Below are 21875 nucleotides of genomic sequence, written 5' to 3' on the forward strand. Positions count from 1 at the left end.
CCTGAGAATCAAAGTAGCTGAAAATACTCACCCACAACTATTAAAGTATATCCTCAAAAATTATAAGTCGATTTAATTGCAACATGGCAGTTATATTTTTAAGACTTATTCAACAACAAACCATTGTAAATAAAGCTATTTTCACCTCATCCCCTCACGAAATCACCTAATTTAAAGCGCAAGCAAACTCTAATGTGAGCGCTCTTGCGATAAATACGTGCATCCTTTTTCTCTCGCTTGCGTCTCTAGTAGTGAAGTGAATGTTTAATCACAAAATAAGGAAGCAAGGTAATGAGTACAACTAACAACACCAGTAACCCCGATACTAGCAGTAACTGCGACGAGGCCTGTGTCTGTAACAATGAAAGTAACTGTAACAATGACTGTGACAGTAGCTGTAATTGTAACTGCAACTGTGCTAACAATGAGTGCCAAACCTTACAGCCCTGCCATTGTAAGAGCTGTAACCCAAATACAAAAAACAGCTGCTGTTAAGCTGTCATAAATATCAAGGCAACAGCACTTAGGTGCTGATGCCTTAGTATGGACGAAGCCTAATTATGATTGAAAATATCTGGAAGCAATTCCACCAGCAACTGCTGGGATTTATCGCCAGCAAAGTGAACGACCAAGCGATGGCTGAAGACATACTGCAAGATGTCTTTATTAAAGTGCTTAACAATATCGACAGCCTTAGTGCCGCCGACAAGCTACAGCCCTGGCTTTATCAAATCTGCCGTCACGCCATAATTGATTACTACCGCAGTAAACGTCCCAATAGTAGTAGCGACAAACTAGAGCAACTGCATGCGCCTGAGGTAGACTGGGCAGCTGCTTACAGTGAGCAGCAACTCAACCGCTGTATTAACACGTTAATTCAAGATTTACCCGCCCATGTTAGCAACATACTTATCGACAGCGAGTTGCAGCAACTCAAACAACAACAAATTGCCGACAAATATAAATTGAGCCTGCCAGCGGTTAAATCACGCATCAAACGCGGTCGCGAACAACTAAAAACTAAATTACAAGCGTGCTGTAACTTTACCTTCGCGGCACAGGGCATGGATGCAGAGTGTAAGAATCAATGCGGTTGCAGCGCAGATAGCTAGCCTATTAGAAAGCCGGCACTCACTATTTACTTTAAAGAGTCAGCCAGCAAGACGAGATTTCCTCACACGCTTTCACCGTGACAAAATTTTGCGGCACACTCACTGCGACTCTTCTTTAACCACCTCTTACAAATAACTAACAATCAATGACGACTGTAAAAAATGTTGAATAGCTTACTTACATAAGTCACGAACAAATTCTTTTAAAAACCCAACAAGTTGTAAAATAAAAATTATCAAAAAAGGCAGTGCCCCAAGAATCGCTACACTTCTATTTAGTAGCTCATCGTGTTGAAGCAACAATACATAACTACATAAAAACAAAGCTAAGCACCAAGCATATAAAGTAATCCCCTGCGAGTTTTCACGCCCCACTAGCTGCTTAATGACTAAAATGGCAGAGTCTGCTGATGTCGCAACAAACACAAGTAACAGCAGCAAACTAGCCCAAATAAATACCGTACCTTGCCAACCTAATTGATGAAAAAACACAAACAGCCCTTGGCTATAATCATCTTTTATAGCCAATAAAATACCCGATTGATTCAGTTTATCCCATTCAATTGCTGCACCAGAAAATGCAGAAAACCAAATAATTGTTACAACCGAGGGAATGCAGACAACAGCTAAAACAAACTGCCAAACAGCTCGTCCTTGGCTAATTTTCGCTAAAAAAACACCCACGAATGGCCCCCATGCTAACCACCAAAAGTAGTAATTATAAGTCCATCGATTCGCCCAATCTGAGTTATTTAACTGGCTATCAAACTGCCAAGTACCCGTTACAAGCAGTTGTATGTAATAACCTGTACCATCTAAGGCTATCTGTATAATTGGCGCTATAGGCACGACACACAAAAGCCAAATTAATAGAGTAAACGCCAAAATTACATTAAATATACTTAACGATTGCACACCGCGCCTAATACCAAACTTTGCCGATACGGTATAGATAATGAAGAGCACCCCCACTATTAGAGAGCCAATTAAAGCTGGCGAAGTTATGTTTAACTCAAGCTCAACTCCTTTGCTGATCAGTAATGTAGAATTAGCAATGGTACCAACCACACCAAAAAAAATGGCAAATACGGCAATCAACTTAACCACAAAACAGAGAGTAAGTTGCCCCTGTTTATCTACCTTATTGCCAATTGCACTCATTACAGGCGCACACATGTCACCGGATTTACCGCTGTATTGAGTTAAACCACCTAACACGATGGCAAACACAGCATATAATGCCCACGCATGTGCGCCCCAATTAACCAGCGTTAATGCAAGACTACTTGCTAATCTATCGGGGTATAAACTTTGCTTTAAAGGTGGGTTCAATGAATGCAGCGCAGGCTCAGCGACTCCCCAAAAAACCAATCCAGAACCCATTCCCGCAGCAAAAAGCATGGCAAACCAACCAAAGTTTGAATATTCAATGCGTGCATTCTCACCCCCTATTTTACGAGTTCCCAATGGACTAAACGCAAGTATTATTACTGCAAATAATAAAAAGTTGATTAGCAAAAAGAAACCGCTGCCTATGTGTGCCAATGCTTTAGAAATCATCGGCTGAACTTGGTCTGTCATTAAATTAGGTAAAACAACAGCGATCAGTGCAATAGTCAAGCAAATAGCCAGTGCCGTTTTTTCAAGTGAATAGGTAGAGTGTTTCAAGATTAAGCCTATAGAGTGAGCGCATTAAGAATACTGTCAGCACGGCGTTGATACAAACAGGCAAAAGTGTGAATTATTACCTTTAACGCGTAAATTATACCAATACTGAATCACTACAACGCGGCTACATGTCCCTTAAAAATGTATTTATAAGTAGAGTTATAGAGTTAAATACGCTCTTTTAAACTAAATTTTCTTACACGATTTAGGAGCTAAAAATAAGGTGTATTTTTTGGGGGAAACGAAAAAAGGCGCTTTAAAAGCGCCTTGCTGTCAAGAATGTGCTTAAACATGTCTTGATCTTAATACATATCCTTATAAGGATTCGATTTGTTGAACGCTATCGCTTTGTCAAAACCTGGGATAGTCATCGATTCTTCATTAATAACAATGTCGTTTTCATCAATTAAACCATCACCAAAACGATAAATAAGCTCATAATGGCCTAAGTCGGCTTGTTGCTTATATTCATTTTGTGCTTGTGCAACATGGGTATTGCGGTCTTGGTACTGAGCCATTTTTGCATCGCCATGACGCTTTGTAAGCATTTGCATTGTCACGTTTGGCGACAGCACTGTGGCGGTTGCATTATTACCACCAAACCCTTTTGAGTTTATAAAAGCGATATCCATTGCATCACATTGATAGTGCGCTGTGCGAATATCTAAATGCTGGCTATAAACATCATCGGCCACTTTATCAATAGTGGTAATACCCGGCATAATATTATGACTAAACACGCCTAACGCCATGGCAAGTTGATCACCACTTGCCGGTGCAATTGTGTGGCCAACATACGCTTTTGGCGCGGCCACTTTCCAGCTATCAATCGCAAATGTTTCAGCTACTTTATGATAAATAAGAGACTCTGTTACACGATTTTGAGGTGTGCTAGAACCATGCGCTAAAATAAAGCTGCGCTTTTGTACGGCTTCTTGACCAACAATACTGCTGGCAAGCGCGACCGATTTAGCCATTGTTATATAGTTACCTGGGCCCGGTGCTGTAATTGACTTTTTAATACCGTCGGCATTTACAAATACATCGGCAACAGAGCCTTGAATATCAGCACCGAGTTCGAGTGCAAGCGCATCATCCATTAAAATTGCCACCTGTGCGCCTTCACCAATAGTAAAACCACAGTTTTCACCAAATGGACGACTGGTACGTCGATGATCTACCACATCGGTATTATCAAGACGTTTTAGGCCTTCTTCGTTAGCAAGTGCGCTCATATTACCAAAGCCTTCGACAATTTCAGGCGTAATGGCGCATTCAACAGATGCAACAATCGCAACGCGGGTGCGACCAGCTTGAATATCGTTAACAGCAGCGCGTAGGTTGTATAAAAAGGTGGCACATGCGCCCGATGTGGTGAACGTTGTTCCAACATTACCGGTCACATACGCATTAATGAAATCAGTCGACATGGTATTTAAGCCAAGTGCTAATTGTTTGGTGCTTACGCGGTCACCCTGTTGTCTCGCACGAATTAAGCCACCAAACCCTTCGTCATCCACTTGCCCTGCTACCGAAGCCGAATATGTACCAATTTGATCAGGCTCAACACTATTCATAACATGCTGCCATGCAAGCCCTGTAGAGCGAATGGCATCGGTTGCCGCAAAAATGGTCGCTTGTAGGCCTCGTGGTTGGTAACGACTGTTATACATGGTCGCTGGATCAAAACCTGTAGGTAATTGACCCGCGGCTTTAATCGGGTTGTCACGGGTGCTGTCGTGCTTAATAGCAAGGTCGGCACTAATGGTTACTTTTACTTTTTTATCGCTGAGATCTTCAACCTGCCAACTTGCAGGTACTGGCGTTGGTAAATCACGACGACGAGTTTCAAACACAATTTGCTGCTCGTCAGACGCTGTCAGCGTCATTTTTTGTTGCCACGGAGTTGCATCAACGTCAAAGTGATTTTTTTCAATTTTACGGATTAGCGTACCTGCTAATACTTGTTCGCCGAATTGTGCTTCAATATCAGCTTCGTTAATAACGTTGCCTTCAGCATCTTTTAAAACGCCGTCGGTCAGTGTTACTAAATTCATTAACGTCGCTAAGCCTAAAAATGTCTCCTGACGGGCTGTTGCATCTAAGCTGTCTAACACGATACGACGATAACCTTGATGAAAAGAAGTGCGGCCAGCGGCATTAATACCACCCATACCAACAATAACGGGTAATGCTGTCATAAATAACCTTGAGAAACGTGTTACGAGAATTACTTAAGTTTAAATGGATTAACTAGGTAGCCTTGTGCTTTAATAGCCAAATAACATGCATAATAGGCCAAAAACAACTGGTCGGAGCAATAAAAGTGACACACGGTAAACATGCAAACGCTATCGAAATTAGTATTTTAGTGTACCCTCACCTACTCATTACAAGTCTTACTCTACCTATAGAAATGCTTAGGGCGGGTGAAGCTTTTGCGAAAAGTCATCACCGGTACGATGAATTTACCCCGCTTAATATCAATTTAGTTGCCAGCACAGTAAAACCGATTGCAAACAGAACGGGGCTTGCCATTATGCCCGACAGCGACCCCGACACAGCGCCATATAGCGATTTAATTATTGTTCCAGGTATTTGGCGTAACCCTCGACCTGTGGTGAGTAAACATCCTCGCCTTGTTAATTGGCTCGCTGATTCGTGGCTGCAAGGGAGCCATATAGTGGGCGTAGGCACAGGTAATTGCTTAGTAGCAGAAGCAGGTTTATTAAACGGTCACCCAGCCACAACGCATTGGCATTATGCTGAACAATTTAAACGAGATTACCCTAATGTACAGTTAAAGCCTGACTTCTTTATTACCCAGTCTGAGCGTATGTATACCGTTGCCAGTTTGAATGCCTTAGCCGATGTCATTGTGCATATAATTAGCCAGTATTATGGCCGAGAAGCCGCACAACATGTAGAGCGTAACTTCTCCCATGAAATTCGAAAACCTTACGAAGATCAGCGTTATTTAGAAGGTGCTGTTGATAAACACCCAGACGAATTAATTGCACAGATCCAGTTTTGGCTTAAAAACAATCTAACATCTGAGCTCACCTTACAGGAAATTGCAGCCCAATTTAGTTTAAGCTATCGAACGTTTACCCGACGTTTTCGCCAAGCCACCAGCCAAACTCCGATTGAATATTGGCAGCAGTTACGTGTACAAAGCGCGAAAGAATTACTCGCCTCTTCTAATTTATCAATCCAAGAGGTGGCACTTGAAGTTGGCTATAATGACCAAGGACATTTAACCCGTGTATTTAAGAAAGTACTGTCGCAAACACCCAGTGAATATAGAACAGTGGTAAGACGTAAGCTATTTGGTTAACGCTATTCGATACCATAAAACAACGCTTCAAAAGCCAACTCATACCATTTTGCTTAATTAAGTGAATAATTTTTGAGCGAATAAAACTTCGTTTGATAACAAGGCAAAAATTTAGTTATTTAGTTATTCTCGGCAATTGCTCCTGCATTGCTCTACCACCTGCATCCACGCAGTCGTAAATCAGACATTTTTAACGTAGGTAACGACCAGTTTAATCACTCGAAAGGATTTAATATTAATGAAAATGGGAATAGGTAGTGTAGGCGACGCATTTTTAATTATTGAGACAAACTAACTTAATTGGAAGCAAGCTCTTTGCTGAATATAATTTTGCTCTTGTGCGGGTTACCCCTGTCTTCATAACCCGCTATGGTATAGCCATTTTTTATCAACAGACTTAGCATCGCAGGAAAACGATTCATTGATTTCACATTAATTGCATCGTAATTATGCTCTTTCACCCACATTTCTTGTGCTGCTAATAAAGCTTGAGCAATTCCCATCCCTCGGCACTTTGGCAACACGGCACCAAGCCAACTATAAAAGGTATTATTATCTAACCCATAACCGAGCTTATACGCGACAGGCTCATTATCAATATACGCGACTAAAACAAGATGCTCACGACCAGCCAACTTTGCGTGTAATTTACTTAGCGTATTTCTGCCATCAAACTCAGGAATTTGGCTATCTACAAGTAATAAATCTTGTAAATTAGCTGATTTTATTGAGTAACAAGTTGTCATTACATTTTTCCTACTCAAAATCTAAATTCAAATTGATCTGACTCCAAAAAGGATCCTACTTTATCGGGGTCAGATCAAATATCTAATGTTTGATTTCTAATTTCTAAAACTATTTTTCTTTCCGATAATACAATTTTGAATAGCGTTTTACTTGTGCGTGAACACCCCGGCCTAAACTTTTAAACTTCGCTTCCAGTACATCAACACCGTATAAAATAACCACAACCAATACCGAAAGCTTGATAGCGGCCATAAGGTTATCAGTGGCAATTACGACACCGATAGACGCTAATACCCAAATGGTTGCAGCTGAAGTAACACCCACCACTGCGCCATCTTTTGCCAGCATGACACCGGCACCTAAAAAGCCAATACCTGTGATTATTTGCCCAACTACACGAGAGTGGTCAATTACATCACCATGTAACATAAATGCGGTGGCTAAGAATAAATAGGTCCCTAGAACAATAAGCGCCGAGGTGCGAATACCCACTGGCTTTCCGCGCAATTGGCGCTCCATACCAATGATCGCACCACAAAATGCAGCACTACCAATTGCAGACCAAGAGTAAGGGGCAATATCAAATAGACTATTCAGTGTCACTGTACTTCCAAATATTTGAATTAATAATTATAAAGAAAACGCCATCGCGGTGCTTAACCGCAATGATCCAAAGCTGGCCATTTTACTAAAATCGGCTTTTGCTATTGGCACATGTTGGCAATCAATGGCGAGTTGCTTTTTGTCTTCACAAAATGGGTCATGAACATATAAGCAATGCTCATCCACATGCGTTACGCACACCCAATGTGGTGATTTTTTACCATCAAAGCGATATGTACTAATGAGTAAAACTACCGCTTTACCCGCCGCTAGCCATGTTTCAATATCGTTAAGGGTTAGTTCTTGATAGCGTACAGGCATTTTCGCAACGATAGCTTCAGCAACAAATTGGTTATGCACTGTGTGTAAAATTGCTTTTTTCTTTTCACTTCTTACACCATCGATAAACAATGATTCACGGGTATTTAAAACAACATCAGCCTTAAATCCACGTTTCATCGCTGCAAGTGCTAAACCCAGCGGATGGCAGCCACCGTGACCCGAGGTCATAAAAATGGTGGTTGCCTCACGCCAAATATCAAGTTCTTTTAATTGGCTCATTGGCGTATTATTAAGCGACGACATAGCCATTAGTAATGCCGCGGGACCACAGGTAAATTCAGTGGTTTGTTGATACCACGGTGTGTGTTTATCAGCATTAAAAGCGGTATTACGACGAATCGTTTTTTGCATTCGTAGCGCATCACTGTGATCATCATAATAATCACTGTAATGACCAAATACATGATAACCATGCTTTTCGTATAAACGAATTGCGGCCTGATTATTGACTGCAACCTCTAGTCGCATAAAACTACGACCCCGTTTTACAGTCTCGTTTTCAAGAGCAATTAGCAGCTGCGAAGCCACCCCTTTACCTTGTTGGCTCGCAAGGACGGCCAATGAGTACAACCGCGCTAACCGCGTGCCTTTATGACACCACACAAGGCCATAACCGACCAATTCACTGTTAACTTCAGCAACCATTAACAAACCATGGCTTGCTGAAAGCCAGCGTTTTAAGCTGCGACTGCTTAATCTATCTTGACTAAAGCTTTGCTCTTCAATGGCAACAAGTGCCGCCAAATCCGATACTTCCGCAAACCGGATTTGGCAATGTGGTGTCTTCATTTAACCTCGGCCTCGTGCTTCAAGGCGTTGCTTAAATTCGTCCATAATGATCATATAAAGCTCATCGCCAAGGTAGGCATCTTCTACTTTGTGATCAATGCTCGGGTTATCGTTTACTTCAAGTACGTACGCGCGCCCTTGATGTTCTTTTACATCAACGCCATACAAACCTTTACCCACTGTTTTACAGGCTTTTAATGCCGCATCTAATACCACTTTCGGTAACTCAAAAGTCGGGAGAGTTTCAAATCCACCTGAAAAAAAGCGTTTTGCATCATGGTTGTAAATTTGCCAATGATTACGCGCCATTAAATAACGACATGCATAAATCGCGCGACCATTTAACACCCCTACACGCCAGTCATACTCTGTGTACATATACTCTTGTGCTAGCACTAGCGCACTGAACTCAAAAAGCTCCGTGAGTTTTGCAATCAGCTCTTCACGGTTCTGAACTTTAAACACCCCTTTAGAGAATGACCCCTCTGGCATCTTTAGTACTAATGGGTACGTAAAGTTTGTTTCTAAGTTTTCAATGGTGTCTGTTGATGTATCAGCTACCACATGTGTTTTTAAGCTTGGCACTTTTTGATAATTAAAGGCATCGTGTAAGTACACTTTATTACAGCAGCGTAAAATTGACTCTGCGTCATCAATTACCACAAGCCCTAAGCTTTGTGCTTTACTTGCTAATCGATAAGTTGGGTGGTCAATCGCCGTTGTTTGACGAATAAATAGTGCGTCGTATTGCGCAATACTGGTAATTTCATCAAAAGTCAGTGCTTGTGCATAAATGCCATGCTTAGCTGCCGCTTTAATAAATTTTGCAATGGCGTCTTTATCACTGGGTGGTACTTTTTCTTGGTGATCAACCAAAATCGCCATATCCCAGCGGTAACGGCGTTTTTTATCGTGAATACGCCAGACAGATTCTGTGAAGCTGCTTAACTGTTTTACAAATTCGGCAAACGCGTCGTCATCAAGCGCCGCAATAGCACCTTGTTTCACTACACCTTGCTCGTCACACACCAGTATTGGCGCAGGGTATTGTGAAAACAATGCTTTAGTTGCTTTAATATCGTCTTCGCAATGTGTTTGCCCAAAAAATACGGTGCGACCTTGTAATTGCATGTGGCGAGAGCTGTGCTCATCTGAACGTAATGCATTAATGGTTTTTACGCTGGGTAATACTTGGTGCTGTCTTGCTTCTGCAAGTAAAGAACAATAGTAACCCTTACTTAAATACTGTCCTGTATCGCACAGATTTAAAATACGTGTTTTGGGTTCGTTATGTTTTGGGTAATCACGTAGGTAAGTATCAAAAGTGATCACATTTTCAAAGTTTTGAGCAATACGCTGCTCGTTGTTATCAACCACAATCAAGGTTTTAAACACGACTTTTCCTATAATAAGTCTTTAATAATGAAAAAACACCCAACCAATTAAGTGAATGCATGAGGCTAAAATTCACTCAACTAGATGGGTGCTTATGATACCAACCCGCAATAATGCAAAATCATTTAGATTGATTAAGCGTGTGGGTATAAGCGCTAAGCTTGATGTGATTTATAGAGTGTTTTGCGAGGAGTTACCAACGAGATATTTTTCACTTAAAGATGAAATTTACTAATTAAAAATCAGTGTGTTTAAATTAACTTATCAATGGTATAAAACTGCTTTTTGTCGCCTATGACAAGTTCGACTTCGTCATCCACTTTTTTACCAAGCAATTTTTTACCTAAAGGTGCTTCGCGAGTCACAACATAAATCGTGTGCTCTTTAACTGTCACTGATAAGCCACCAGAACTTGGACCAATAAAGAACCATTTTTGCTGGTCTTGATCATCAATAAGAGAGACCAATGCCCCTTCGCGAACTTTCGGAAATTCTGTTTCTTTGAATACCGTATTAAACGCTTGAATATCACGGTAACATTCATTCACTCGTTCAGCTTGACCTTGAGCTAAATAGGCCGCCTCTAATCCTAGGGTGTCGTATTGAGTTTCGGCCACACTTTCTTCATGGGTGGCAGCATCATGAGCCGCTTTTGCCGCTTCTTTAGCACGGTGTAATTGCGATTCTAAGGCGAAACGAAGGTGTTCTATAACGTGTGTTTTATTCATATCAAAGCAGCTAAAACGTAAAATGCGCATTCTACCCTGTTTTACGATTTTTGTAACTGAACTGATATGGTTTGAATATGTTAGCAATAGCTCATTAGCTTATCTGATTGGTGCTTTATATTGCGCGTGCTAAGTTTAAAAAAGCGCAGGGTTAATCATGATTAACCCTGCGCAAGTGTGGTTAAGGCATATCAATGTAAGCTTGGGTTTTATCATCTAAAGTTTGCGTGTAATTATCGCTACTCAGACCCAATAACTGCGGTAACGTGGCAGCAATACAAATTGATGAAAATGTTCCCACCACAATGCCGACAAATAAGGCAATCGCGAACCCGGTTAATGCAGCACCGGCTAACAGCCATATACATGCGATGGTCGCAAGTGTTGTACCTGAGGTAATTAATGTGCGAGTGAGTGTAGAGCGTATTGCATCGTTGATCACCACATGAGTATCAATGCGCTGACTACCTGATTGAATACGTAAAAGCTCCCTGACTCTGTCGCCAACAATGATTGAGTCATTTAATGAGTAACCAATAATTGCTAATAAACTCGCCAGCACGGTTAAATTAAACTCAAGCCCTAATAACGAAAACAAACCTAGCACCAAAATTAAGTCATGTAATAGTGCGACCACTGAGCCCACAGCCAGTCGCCATTCAAAACGCACGGCTAAATACACCATAATTGCGATAAGTGCGGCAAAAAGTGCTAAACAACCTTGCTCAAATAACTCATCACCCACTTGAGACCCTAAAAATGAAGTTGAAAGCACTTTAAAGTCAATGCCTTGCTGGCTAAGCTCTGCCTGCCAATTAGCCGTTGTATTAAGGTCTGGGGCTTGTCTTAAAACAAAGTGATGATCGCCTGCTTTGCTTATTATTAGTTTATCGACGACCTCAGGGCTTAACTTTGCTGTTAAGTCTGCAATCGAGGTAACCGATTCGGTGCTAATATCTGTGATATAGCCCCCTGTAAAATCAAGTCCAAAGTTTAACCCTTTAGCCGATAACACCCCAAGGCTACTTATCACTAGCGCACAGCTTAGAAGTAATCCTAAAACGCGCGCTTTACTTGCTGCTGTTAATGTAGACCAGCTCATGCTTTTGCCCCCGCTAAATTCGTTAATTTAATATACAGTGTTTGGCTAAGTGCTTTTGAAATATACACACCGGTGAACACACTGGTGAGTAAGCCAAGTGCTAACGTAATGGCAAATCCTTTGACGGGGCCATACCCGACTGCATACAAAATAATCGCCGTAATCATGGTTGTTACGTTTGCGTCAAAAATGGTGGAAAATGCTTGATTATAACCCTGCTCAATGGCTTGATAGGTGGGTCTACCTTTGCGTTTTTCTTCTTTAATACGCTCGAAAATAATCACATTAGTATCAACGGCCATACCTATGGTCAACACTAAACCCGCAATGCCAGGTAGCGTGAGTACAACGCCCGGTAATAATGACATTAACCCCACTAGTGCCGTTAAATTAAGTAATAAAGCAATATTGGCAATAAGCCCTAAGCGGCGATACCACAGCGCCATAAAAGCAAGAGTAATGCCTATACCCAGCATTAATGCAGCAAGGCCATGCTCAATATTCTCAGCACCTAAGCTTGGCCCTATCGTTTGCTCTTGAACTATTGTAACGGGTGCTGTGAGCGAACCTGCACGCAATAACAATGCTAAATCGTAGGCCGCTTGTGGGCTTTTCATATTGGTGATACTAAAACGTGAACTTAAATGTTGAGCAATATTGGCGATATTAATCACTTCACTTTTTTTAATCACTTCGCCGTTGGCGTTTCGCGAATACTCTGAGTAAACAGTGGCCATGGGTTTACCAATGTTGCGTTTTGAAAAAGCAGACATTGCATCGCCACCTTGCGAATCTAAACTCAACTGAACAAGCGGTTTCCCCCACTCATCTTTGCCCACATTAGCGTTATTAATATGGTCCCCCGAAAAAATAGCGACAGGGTTAAGGTTAACAACTCCGCCACCTTGTACATTAAAGGCTTTGCCACCTACTTCAACAACCTGATAAAAATCAAGGGTTGCTGTCGCACCAATGATCCGCTTTGCCTCTGCGGGGTCTTGCACACCGGGTAACTCTATGCGGATACGCTGCTTGCCTTGTCTCTGTGTTACCGCTTCAGTAATACCGAGCTCTTCAATACGTCCTCGTAATGTTGTTAAGCTCTGCGCCATCACTTGTTTATCAAACTCACTGCGGCTTTGCTCATCAAAATGCAAAAACGCCGTGGTTAAATTATTACTGGTTGATTTAGTTTGCACGAGGCCTTTAAATTGCGCTTGTAACGTGGCGACTAAGCCAGCCAGGTTATTTTCAGCACTGGGTAAAACGTGCAGTTCAATGCCGCCTTTCACTTCACTGGCACGAATGCCGCGTACTTTCTCTTTGCGAAGTACTAACTTAGTTTGTTGATAGACACTACTTAGGTGCTCTTGCATCGCTTTATCTAAATCAACATCAAGCACGAATAGCACGCCACCGTTTAAATCTAGCCCGAGCTTTATTGGCGATAAGCCTAACTGCTGTAACCATTGCGGGCTTGTGGCATGCTCAACAATTTTGCTATTTAAGGTGGGGTACGCTGTTTTAATAAAGCTCAGCGCATTGGCACTTTGTGTTGGCTCATTTAATAAAATAGCCAACTGATTAGCTGAATCATTCGCTTTGTCTACCTTAAAACCCTGTTGATTTAGCGAATTAGTCACCATTTGCAGTGATACAACCTGTTCAGGTTGCTCGATGTGTAACCACGATTTATTTGGGTATAAATTAGGTAGCGCACTGATAGCTAATAAAATGCAGGCAGCTATCATAGCGGCATAGCTCATTTTTAGTCGACGCCAAAACGTCGGCTTTTGTTTCTTTGACATACAAGACTTCCTTCCGACTCTATTAAGCCGGTAAAATTAATTCCTAAAATAAAAAAATGACGAAGGAAGTCGTTTAGCTGTGGTATGTAGCGCGGGCTTTATAAATAAGATTAGCGTCTTTCCAGCCACTAATACGTGATTTTCGCGCACTCGTAATAGCAAACCAAGGAACAGTCTGTGCTCTTTTAGGTGGTGCTAAGAAATGTGCTTTACCCCAGTTTTCAGCGAAAAACTCAATCAATAACTCATAATCAGGATCTACCTGACTATGGTAAAGAAATAAGGATGAATTACTGGCTGTAAGTCGGGGTAATAAAGTATCAAAACCCGACTTTTCTAAAGGCTTTGGATGAACAATAACCTGTTTATGGGCAATGATAGGGGGTTTAGTTAATTCAAGCTGATAAAATTTAGTGGCAACCAGTGGCGAATCAGTCGAAGGCGCAGCTAAGCTCTGTGCACTAAAGAGCACAGTAAATAGCAATATAATGACTGAAAAAAACCGTAACAAAGAGAAACCAATAAATTAAGCGGATAACCCCTCTATAATGAGGGTTAAAAAATAAAAAACAAGTCATTAAACACATAAAAGCGAGCCTAAAGAGGCTCGCGTTTTAGTGTTAACTTACTGCGTTGTTATCACACGTCTAATGATGACATATCAATGACAAAACGTGAGGCCATATCACCTTGTTTTAATTTATCGAAGGCATCATTAATTTCGTCCATTTTGATCATTTCAACTTCCGGAAGAATATTATGTAAGGCACAGAAATCTAAGATCTCTTGTGTTTGCGCAATTCCTCCAATCAATGAACCGGCAACACGACGGCGCCCCAATAACATAGGAACTGAGTTTGACTCAGCAAGCTCACCCACTTGACCAACTAAGACTTGCGTACCATCAATATCAAGTAATGGCATGTAAGGTGTAAAGTCATGCTTTACAGGTATGGTATTTATAATGAGATCAAATTGATTAGCATGTGCTTGCATCGCCGCTTCGTCGCTTGAGACTAATAACTCTTTTGCGCCATACGATAGCACCTGCTGTTTTTTCTTATCGCTACGGCTAATAGCCGTCACATGTGCGCCCATTGCCGCTGCAATTTTAATTGCCATGTGGCCTAAACCACCTAAGCCGATTACAGCCACACGACTGCCCGGACCCACATTCCAAGTACGAAGTGGTGAATAGGTTGTGATACCTGCACATAAAATAGGTGCGCATTTAGCTAAATCTAAACCTTTTGGTACACGTAATACAAACTCTTCACGCACCACGATGTGTTTTGAATAGCCGCCTTGGGTTAATTCACCGCTAATTCGGTCTTGACCAGAATAAGTGCCAACCATGCCTTCACGGCAAAACTGCTCTTCACCCTGATGACATTGGTCACAACTCAGGCAACTATCAACCATGCAACCTACCGCAACATGATCGCCTACTTTGTACTTAGTAACGCCGCTGCCTACTTCAAGAACACGGCCTACAATTTCATGACCTGGCACAACGGGGTACTGAGTCCATCCCCAATCATTTTCTGCAGTGTGTAAATCTGAATGACACACACCACAATAAAGGATTTCAATCGAGACATCTTCGTCACGAAGTGCACGACGTTCAAAATGATACGGCTCTAAAGGTTTTTCTGAGGCATGTGCTGCATAACCAATGGTTTTCATGATTACTCCTTTACTTTCTTCGTGTTTACGTTTGTATTTAAATACATGTTAATGCTCTCATGTATACTGTCACCAGTATAGAGGTAAAGCTGCATTTTCACTTTCCTAAAATACCGATATGTTTGCCTATTTTTATTAAATTAATTCTAAGAGACCCCCATGCGTGGAATGAGCCGTCGAGAACAGGTTACAAAATCCCCTGATGCTATGAATTTGTCACAAAGCATTAAAACACTGTGGCCCTATTTAATGACGTTTAAAGGAAGAGTTACTTTAGCAGTATTAGCACTGATTGCTGCTAAAGGCGCGACATTATTGATGCCTTGGGCTCTAAAAGAAATTATCGACGCCGTTGATGCCAATATTCACCCTATTTTAAGTGTGCCTGTTGCCCTATTAGTGGCCTATGGTTTACTTCGTTTTGCGAGTGTGTTTTTTGGCGAAATACGTGATGCCCTTTTTGGACGCGTAACAGAACACGCAATGCGTCATATCGGTCTAAAAGTGTTTAAACATTTACATAACCTCGAATTGGCTTTTCATTTAGACAGACAAACCGGCGGTATTAGTCGCGACATTGAGCGAGGCACCAATGGACTTAGCTTTTTAATGCGCTTTTTAATGTTTAATATTGTGCCCACTTTATTTGAAATTATGACTGTGGCGATTATTTTTGCCACCCTATTCTCTGCGTGGTTTGCTTTAGTGACCCTCGTGGCCGTTGCAACTTATATTGTCTTTACTGTTGTTGTCACTCAGTGGCGCAACCGATTTATTCGTGAAGCAAATGCTGCTGATAATAATTCGAATACCCGTGCAATCGACAGTTTACTTAATTACGAAACAGTAAAATATTTTAATAATGAACAGTTTGAAGCAAACACCTACGACAGTTTTCTCGCTAAATGGGAACAAGCGCGACTTAAAAACCGCATGTCGTTGCTTGCGCTTAATTCAGGACAAGCACTTATTATTGCTGCGGCCATAACGGCACTAATGTGGCTGGGCGCCAGCGATGTTGTCAATAAAAAGTTGAGTATTGGTGAGCTGGTCATGATTAATGCCTACATGATTCAGTTATTTTTACCGCTCAACTTTTTAGGCTTTGTGTACCGAGAAATCCGCCGTGCACTCACCGACCTCGAAAACATGCTCGGGCTTTTAAATAGAAAAGCAGCAATAAGCGATGATACACATGCCACACCGCTGAAATTACACAACGCAGCTATTCGCTTCGACAATGTGTCATTTAGTTACGACAAGCAACGCCCTATCTTAAAGCAATTAAGCTTTGAGGTAGCAGCTGGCAGTAAAGTCGCCATTGTGGGTGCCAGTGGAGCTGGTAAAAGTACCTTAAGCCGCCTGCTTTATCGGTTTTATGACGTCGATGCAGGAAACATTTATATTGATGACCAAGCAATTAATACGGTTACCCTAGAAAGTTTACGACAAGCGATTGCTATTGTGCCGCAAGACACCGTGTTATTTAACACCACAATTCGCGATAACATAGCTTACGGTAACCCCCAAGCAAGCGAGGCTGAAATTGATCACGCGATCTCACTTGCGCACCTTGATAGTTTTATTGCAAGTCTTGATAAGGGCGATCAAACACTCGTTGGTGAGCGTGGTTTAAAAGTATCGGGGGGCGAAAAACAACGCATAGCTATTGCTCGGGCAATTTTGAAAGGCTCACCGATTTTAGTGTTTGATGAAGCAACCTCGGCTCTCGATTCACATTCAGAACAAGCTATTCTGAGTGCAATGCGTGAAGTGGCTAAAAAACACACCAGTCTCGTTATTGCGCACCGCTTATCAACCATTACAGATGCCGATAAAATCATTGTAATGCAAGATGGTAAAGTGGTTGAGCAGGGTCAACATCAGCAGCTTCTCGCAGCGAATGGCGAGTATGCCCGAATGTGGCAATTACAACAGAGTGAAGAATAAAAACTGTTAACTAGCGCGCTAAATGATTAGAATAGCCGCTTTAATTTTCACTAAAACAAAAAGGCAACACGCAGATGGGAAGAGCTTACCAAAATAAAAAAGATTCAATGGCTAAAACTGCGGGTGCTAAAACCAAAGTTTATTCTAAGTACGGTAAAGAAATTTATATCTGCGCTAAGAATGGCGGTGTAGACCCTGATGGCAACTTAGCGCTGCGCCGTTTAATCGAGCGCGCAAAGAAAGACCAAGTTCCTACGCATGTAATCGAGCGTGCAATCGATAAAGCCAAAGGGGGTGGCGGCGAAGATTATGTTGCGACCCGCTATGAAGGGTATGGCCCAGGCAACTGCATGATCATAGTTGACTGTTTAACAGACAATAACAAACGTACTTTTGCCGACGTACGTGTGTGCTTTACCAAAGCAAACGCCAAAATTGGCGCACAAAACTCGGTATCGCATATGTTTGACCACCTCGCTATTTTTGTATTCGATGGCGACGATGATGAAGCCGTATTAGAAGCACTGATGATGGCCGATGTCGATGTGACGGATGTTGAACTTGAAAACGGTAAAATCACTGTATTTGCACCGCACACAGAATACAACAATACGCGCACAGCACTTGAAGAAATGGGCATTAGCGACTTCGATGAAGATCTCATCGCTTTCGTACCACAAGTTGAAGCACCAATTGAAGGCGAAGACGTTGAAGTAATGGAACGTTTTTTATCAATGCTAGAAGAGTGCGACGACGTACAAAACGTTTACCACAACGCACAGTTTTAATTAACAAGGCCAACTATGTTGGCCTGAACGCATGGACTTAATTTTGAATACCCTCGAAGAGTTAAAATCAGGCGCTTTACAAGGCTGTACTCGCCTGCAACTCGTAGAAGCACTGACTGATTTTCCAAAAGAAATTTACACCCTCGCCAACACATTAGAAATTCTCGATTTATCGAATAATCAATTAAGCGACCTACCTGATGATTTCCACACGCTAAAAAACTTAAAGCGTTTGTTTTTATCATTTAATCAGTTTAAGCACATTCCGAAAGTACTAAAGCAATGCCCAAATTTAATCATGGTGGCGTTTAAAGGGAATCAGATTTGCGAGTTTGCCGAGCACAGTTTACCACGCAATATCGAATGGCTAATTTTAACCGATAACCAAATCAAAGCGTTGCCTGAATCATTTGGTGAGTACAGTAAACTAAAAAAATTAGCGTTAGCCGGTAATCAGTTAACGGCCCTACCAGAGTCAATGAGTGCTTGCCACGAGCTTGAATTGGTTCGCTTAAGTGCCAATAGGCTTTCTAACATTGATAACTGGTTGCTTGAACTGCCCAAACTTGCGTGGCTTGCATTTTCGGGCAATGATTTTAATCGTTCAGATTCTCTAAAGTCTGAGCAATTTTCTGAAATTGGCTTAGATGAACTAGATGTAAAACAGCAAATTGGCCAAGGTGCCTCGGGGTTTATTCATTTAGCACAATGGCAGCAGCGCCCTATTGCCCTTAAGTTATTTAAAGGCAATATAACCAGCGATGGCTACCCACTAGATGAGTTAAATTGTTGCTTACAAGCAAACGAGCACCCGAACCTAATCAAAGCACTTGGCTATATAAATGAGCCATCACAATTAGGTTTAGTCATGGAGCTGATTGGTGAAGGTTTCAGGAATCTCGGTTTACCACCGTCGTTTGACACTTGTACTCGCGATACCTTTGAAAATGGCTGCCAATATAGCCCTGAGTTTGTGCTAAAGGTTGTGAAACAAATGAGCAGCGCACTGGCGCATTTGCACAAAAACCATGTCAGCCATGGTGACATCTATGCGCATAACAGTATGATAAACGACAACGCTGACTTACTTTTTGGCGACTTTGGCGCAGCAACCGACTTGTCACAGTTAGCGCCGTATCAGCAGCAATGCATGCACGGCATAGAAATACGTGCGCTTGGTTATTTTATTGAAGACTTACTCACAGTCGTCAGCAACGAGAACGCCATTACCGAACAACTTGCCGCCATCGCTACAGATTGCTTACGCGTAGAAGCTATACAGCGACCCAGCTTTAGCGAAGTATTAAACCGGTTATAAAAATAAGGCCTCGTTGAGGCTTTATTTTTGCTTTTTAAACGGAAACAACTGCTGTTTGAGCATACCTTCTGGCATGTAATCACCCACCACACCGTATTTATCAGGCCACTCGGCTTGCCCTTTTACCGCCGTGCCAAGTACGTAATCTAAAAACGAGAAGTGCGCGGCATAATTTCTATCAATAGCGGCTTTATCTGATGAATGATGCCAATGGTGAAATTGTGGTGTCACAATGATATATCTCAACCACCCAAATTTAACCCTCACATTGGCGTGGTTAAATACCGCCTGAAAACCAACAATGATCACGTAAAGACTAATGACATCAGAAGGAAAACCAAGCACGAAAATAGGCGTAAGCACTAAGCTGCGAGTCACTAAAATTTCTAAAATATGCTGACGAGATCCCGCTAACCAATCCATTTCTTTTGCACTGTGATGCACAGCATGAAAACGCCAAAGCAATGGCACTTCATGATAAGCTTTATGAACAAAATACTGCATTAAATCAGCCACTAAAATAATCAAAAACAGTTGTAGAACAAACGGCATTTGCACAATAAAGCCTTGTACAGTCTCAGACACTGCCCACCCAAACGCATGGTGAACAAACTGGTTCGTTGCAAGCAGTACAAAGCCAATAATTAAATGATTAATAAAGAAATGATTTAAATCCCCTTGCCACTCAGAACGTAAAATCTTTTGCTCTTTGCGATGCGGTAATAATTTTTCAATAAGGATAAAAATAAGCGTAGAGCCGAGTAAATCAAGAATAAACCAATCAAGCCCTAAATACGGCGTGTTATCCCTAAAGTCGCCCACTTCAACGTTAGGACCACCAAACGCAATCGCCACCGTTATCAATACCCAAGCAGTTGCCCCCAGTCGTTTATTGGTATTACGGACAAAGTTCAACAGTCCTAAACTGCCTGAAATAATCAGTGCCACAAACATTAACTGACGTAAAAATTCGACACTGTAACTTTGTCGTAATTCTGGGGTTGTAAGGTATTCAGGGAAGTGAAAAGCCAATACACCTAAACACGATAACATCGCTAAAAAACAGGCAATATAGCCACTAATATTACCCTCGCCGATGTGAAACTGCTCAGCACGGAAGAGTCGCTTACTAATACGAGACATCATCTAAAATCCATTTAATAATTTGTCGCAGCATAGCACAGACAATTATGCGTAAAAATGGGTAATTGAATTAGCCAACGCGACATTAAAACACAAAAGCGGAATATGTTATTTGAGCGCAGCCCACTGCAACACTAAGTAAAAAACTCGCGACGAAAGTGCGCTCTGGTAGTATGTGATACAGCAACGTTGGCATTATTTTAAGCTGCTTAAATGTTGGCAAAAACAAGGCACTATGCGACTCAAAGCGTAAAAAAAGCTGTTTAAATTTATAAAAATAAAGCTTGATACCAACTAAATGTATAAGCACAAATGTGGTTGGGCCTAAAATTTCAACTAACGCCATTAACTCGTAACCTATCATTAACTCTGGGCCAGCCAGAAGTATAACGAGAACAAGCGCGATTGATTTATAAACGCTGTTGCCTAATAACGATTTAAATTTTTGATACATTAACTTCCCTATTTAGGTATCGACTTCCCAATAGAAGTCTATTGAAATGCTTTATCAAACTTTTCTTGATCAAGGTATTTATCAAATGCGCCCAAAGCATTGCCAACACTGGGCTCTGTCATTAATTCTTGCATTGCAACTTCACCAACAAGACGAAATGCATTTTCCATTGCCCCTTGCCCACCGACATCAATAGCGGCTTTTGCTTGCTTTGGGCAGTCTTCGGTTAATAAGCGCGTAACTAATGCGCCAACATAGCGATTGGTATCATCGATATCTTGTTCTGTCACGTTTGAGAAAGGTTTGATAATACTGTGAGTCGACATACCCAGATAAATCCACTTGGCAAGGTTCTTACGTTCCTTACCGTTGAGTGAATCAGTTAGGCAAACAGCGAGTTGCTGCGCCTCTTGAGAAGCGAATGTATAACTAGGAAGCATTGCAAGTGCACTAAGTAGAAGCGGTAGCAGGATATTTTTCATTGTTCGTCCCTCGATGTATTTAACCATAGAATTCGACTTCAGTTTTTACACCGAATGGTAAAACAAACTCCCTGAATTCAGGATCACTTTTATCTGCTTTTGGGTATTTAAGGTTGTACATATTCTTCTTGAACATATTCAAAAATTGCTTATTTTGTAATTTATTATCCAATACCCTTACCTTAACTAAATCACCCGTTTGATTGACCATCAACAAAAATAAAATTTTATCATCAGAACGTCTAAAGTCGTCTTTTGCTTGTAACAAAACGTCTTTGGGGAGAGTAAAGTCAGGATAGTTATTAGTTGTGGTTGAGCCACAGGATGCTATGAGTAAACATAGTATTGGCAATACTTTATTCATTATTTTTCCCTGAAATATTGGTAAACAACACGATACTGCGAATAAAATGTTTTTTCTAG

At 41.4% G+C, this 21875-nt stretch carries 20 protein-coding genes; 5 read left to right on the top strand and 15 right to left on the bottom strand.

The window, feature by feature from the left end; genetic code table 11:
- The first annotated feature begins 560 nt into the window (after positions 1-560).
- Positions 561-1112, top strand: coding sequence for a sigma-70 family RNA polymerase sigma factor (locus tag LPA49_RS04895; protein WP_075593630.1), 552 nt, complete (start codon positions 561-563; stop codon positions 1110-1112).
- A 174-nt stretch (positions 1113-1286) separates the two neighbouring features.
- Here the strand turns inward: LPA49_RS04895 and LPA49_RS04900 are convergent, their stop codons facing one another.
- Together LPA49_RS04900 and LPA49_RS04905 are read right to left on the bottom strand one after the other, a co-directional pair.
- Positions 1287-2780 (bottom strand): BCCT family transporter, encoded by a 1494-nt coding sequence (locus LPA49_RS04900; protein ID WP_083202818.1) that lies wholly within the window; start codon positions 2778-2780, stop codon positions 1287-1289.
- A 302-nt stretch (positions 2781-3082) separates the two neighbouring features.
- Positions 3083-4981 carry a beta-ketoacyl synthase gene (locus tag LPA49_RS04905; RefSeq protein ID WP_036968770.1) on the bottom strand — a complete coding sequence of 633 codons (1899 nt, stop codon included), beginning with the start codon at positions 4979-4981 and terminating at the stop codon, positions 3083-3085.
- Positions 4982-5106: 125 nt separating this feature from the next.
- Between LPA49_RS04905 and LPA49_RS04910 the strand changes: the two genes are divergently transcribed.
- Positions 5107-6117 (top strand): GlxA family transcriptional regulator, encoded by a 1011-nt coding sequence (locus LPA49_RS04910; RefSeq protein ID WP_036968773.1) that lies wholly within the window; start codon positions 5107-5109, stop codon positions 6115-6117.
- Between the two features lie 296 nt (positions 6118-6413).
- Here LPA49_RS04910 and LPA49_RS04915 read toward each other — a convergent pair whose 3' ends face one another.
- The 9 genes from LPA49_RS04915 to LPA49_RS04955 all read right to left on the bottom strand — a co-directional run bounded on the left by LPA49_RS04915 (position 6414) and on the right by LPA49_RS04955 (position 15317).
- Complete coding sequence (locus LPA49_RS04915) at positions 6414-6863, bottom strand: GNAT family N-acetyltransferase (RefSeq protein ID WP_118844218.1); 450 nt, start codon at positions 6861-6863, stop codon at positions 6414-6416.
- 109 nt (positions 6864-6972) lie between these two features.
- Entirely contained in the window at positions 6973-7467 is a 495-nt protein-coding gene (locus LPA49_RS04920) for an MgtC/SapB family protein (protein WP_036968779.1), read from the bottom strand.
- A 27-nt stretch (positions 7468-7494) separates the two neighbouring features.
- Positions 7495-8598, bottom strand: coding sequence for a GNAT family N-acetyltransferase/peptidase C39 family protein (locus LPA49_RS04925; RefSeq protein ID WP_036968782.1), 1104 nt, complete (start codon positions 8596-8598; stop codon positions 7495-7497).
- Positions 8599-9993, bottom strand: a complete 1395-nt coding sequence (locus LPA49_RS04930) for a RimK family protein (RefSeq protein ID WP_036968785.1) — start codon at positions 9991-9993, stop codon at positions 8599-8601. It abuts the gene before it with no gap.
- A gap of 251 nt (positions 9994-10244) precedes the next feature.
- Positions 10245-10721 (bottom strand): GreA/GreB family elongation factor, encoded by a 477-nt coding sequence (locus LPA49_RS04935; protein ID WP_036969237.1) that lies wholly within the window; start codon positions 10719-10721, stop codon positions 10245-10247.
- A 181-nt stretch (positions 10722-10902) separates the two neighbouring features.
- Positions 10903-11823 carry a protein translocase subunit SecF gene (secF, locus tag LPA49_RS04940; protein WP_075593635.1) on the bottom strand — a complete coding sequence of 307 codons (921 nt, stop codon included), beginning with the start codon at positions 11821-11823 and terminating at the stop codon, positions 10903-10905.
- Positions 11820-13631, bottom strand: a complete 1812-nt coding sequence (gene secD / locus LPA49_RS04945) for a protein translocase subunit SecD (RefSeq protein WP_065979847.1) — start codon at positions 13629-13631, stop codon at positions 11820-11822. The genes secF and secD overlap by 4 nt, the downstream gene beginning before the upstream one ends.
- A 73-nt stretch (positions 13632-13704) precedes the next feature.
- Complete coding sequence (locus LPA49_RS04950) at positions 13705-14142, bottom strand: hypothetical protein (protein WP_036968795.1); 438 nt, start codon at positions 14140-14142, stop codon at positions 13705-13707.
- Positions 14143-14270: 128 nt separating this feature from the next.
- Complete coding sequence (locus LPA49_RS04955) at positions 14271-15317, bottom strand: NAD(P)-dependent alcohol dehydrogenase (RefSeq protein WP_036968798.1); 1047 nt, start codon at positions 15315-15317, stop codon at positions 14271-14273.
- Positions 15318-15485: 168 nt separating this feature from the next.
- Here LPA49_RS04955 and LPA49_RS04960 point away from each other — a divergent pair, with 168 nt between their 5' ends.
- The 3 genes from LPA49_RS04960 to LPA49_RS04970 all read left to right on the top strand — a co-directional run bounded on the left by LPA49_RS04960 (position 15486) and on the right by LPA49_RS04970 (position 19373).
- Positions 15486-17267 (top strand): ABC transporter ATP-binding protein/permease, encoded by a 1782-nt coding sequence (locus LPA49_RS04960; RefSeq protein ID WP_230235898.1) that lies wholly within the window; start codon positions 15486-15488, stop codon positions 17265-17267.
- 74 nt (positions 17268-17341) lie between these two features.
- Entirely contained in the window at positions 17342-18055 is a 714-nt protein-coding gene (locus LPA49_RS04965; protein WP_036968801.1) for a YebC/PmpR family DNA-binding transcriptional regulator, read from the top strand.
- A 43-nt stretch (positions 18056-18098) separates the two neighbouring features.
- Complete coding sequence (locus LPA49_RS04970; RefSeq protein WP_230235900.1) at positions 18099-19373, top strand: leucine-rich repeat-containing protein kinase family protein; 1275 nt, start codon at positions 18099-18101, stop codon at positions 19371-19373.
- Between the two features lie 21 nt (positions 19374-19394).
- Here LPA49_RS04970 and LPA49_RS04975 read toward each other — a convergent pair whose 3' ends face one another.
- The 4 genes from LPA49_RS04975 to LPA49_RS04990 form a co-directional block, all read right to left on the bottom strand.
- Positions 19395-20519, bottom strand: coding sequence for a sterol desaturase family protein (locus tag LPA49_RS04975; RefSeq protein WP_065979845.1), 1125 nt, complete (start codon positions 20517-20519; stop codon positions 19395-19397).
- Positions 20520-20601: 82 nt separating this feature from the next.
- Positions 20602-20970 carry a hypothetical protein gene (locus tag LPA49_RS04980; RefSeq protein WP_182396300.1) on the bottom strand — a complete coding sequence of 123 codons (369 nt, stop codon included), beginning with the start codon at positions 20968-20970 and terminating at the stop codon, positions 20602-20604.
- Positions 20971-21008: 38 nt separating this feature from the next.
- Entirely contained in the window at positions 21009-21452 is a 444-nt protein-coding gene (locus tag LPA49_RS04985) for a hypothetical protein (protein WP_118844217.1), read from the bottom strand.
- Between the two features lie 19 nt (positions 21453-21471).
- The gene (locus LPA49_RS04990) at positions 21472-21816 is read right to left on the bottom strand and encodes a hypothetical protein (RefSeq protein ID WP_075593638.1); all 345 of its coding nucleotides are present in this window, start codon (positions 21814-21816) and stop codon (positions 21472-21474) included.
- Positions 21817-21875: the final 59 nt, after the last annotated feature.

The sequence above is a fragment of the Pseudoalteromonas sp. MB41 genome (genome assembly GCF_020966275.1).
Classification (GTDB): Bacteria; Pseudomonadota; Gammaproteobacteria; order Enterobacterales; family Alteromonadaceae; genus Pseudoalteromonas; species Pseudoalteromonas lipolytica.

What these genes read in the sequence shown, in the direction of transcription:
- LPA49_RS04895 (WP_075593630.1), top strand. Translation starts at nt 561, where the DNA reads ATGATTGAAAATATCTGGAAGCAATTCCACCAGCAACTGCTGGGATTT.
- LPA49_RS04905 (WP_036968770.1), bottom strand. Translation starts at nt 4,981, where the DNA reads ATGACAGCATTACCCGTTATTGTTGGTATGGGTGGTATTAATGCCGCT.
- LPA49_RS04915 (WP_118844218.1), bottom strand. Translation starts at nt 6,863, where the DNA reads ATGACAACTTGTTACTCAATAAAATCAGCTAATTTACAAGATTTATTA.
- LPA49_RS04925 (WP_036968782.1), bottom strand. Translation starts at nt 8,598, where the DNA reads ATGAAGACACCACATTGCCAAATCCGGTTTGCGGAAGTATCGGATTTG.
- LPA49_RS04935 (WP_036969237.1), bottom strand. Translation starts at nt 10,721, where the DNA reads ATGAATAAAACACACGTTATAGAACACCTTCGTTTCGCCTTAGAATCG.
- secF (WP_075593635.1), bottom strand. Translation starts at nt 11,823, where the DNA reads ATGAGCTGGTCTACATTAACAGCAGCAAGTAAAGCGCGCGTTTTAGGA.
- secD (WP_065979847.1), bottom strand. Translation starts at nt 13,631, where the DNA reads ATGTCAAAGAAACAAAAGCCGACGTTTTGGCGTCGACTAAAAATGAGC.
- LPA49_RS04955 (WP_036968798.1), bottom strand. Translation starts at nt 15,317, where the DNA reads ATGAAAACCATTGGTTATGCAGCACATGCCTCAGAAAAACCTTTAGAG.
- LPA49_RS04960 (WP_230235898.1), top strand. Translation starts at nt 15,486, where the DNA reads ATGAGCCGTCGAGAACAGGTTACAAAATCCCCTGATGCTATGAATTTG.
- LPA49_RS04965 (WP_036968801.1), top strand. Translation starts at nt 17,342, where the DNA reads ATGGGAAGAGCTTACCAAAATAAAAAAGATTCAATGGCTAAAACTGCG.
- LPA49_RS04975 (WP_065979845.1), bottom strand. Translation starts at nt 20,519, where the DNA reads ATGATGTCTCGTATTAGTAAGCGACTCTTCCGTGCTGAGCAGTTTCAC.
- LPA49_RS04980 (WP_182396300.1), bottom strand. Translation starts at nt 20,970, where the DNA reads ATGTATCAAAAATTTAAATCGTTATTAGGCAACAGCGTTTATAAATCA.
- LPA49_RS04985 (WP_118844217.1), bottom strand. Translation starts at nt 21,452, where the DNA reads ATGAAAAATATCCTGCTACCGCTTCTACTTAGTGCACTTGCAATGCTT.
- LPA49_RS04990 (WP_075593638.1), bottom strand. Translation starts at nt 21,816, where the DNA reads ATGAATAAAGTATTGCCAATACTATGTTTACTCATAGCATCCTGTGGC.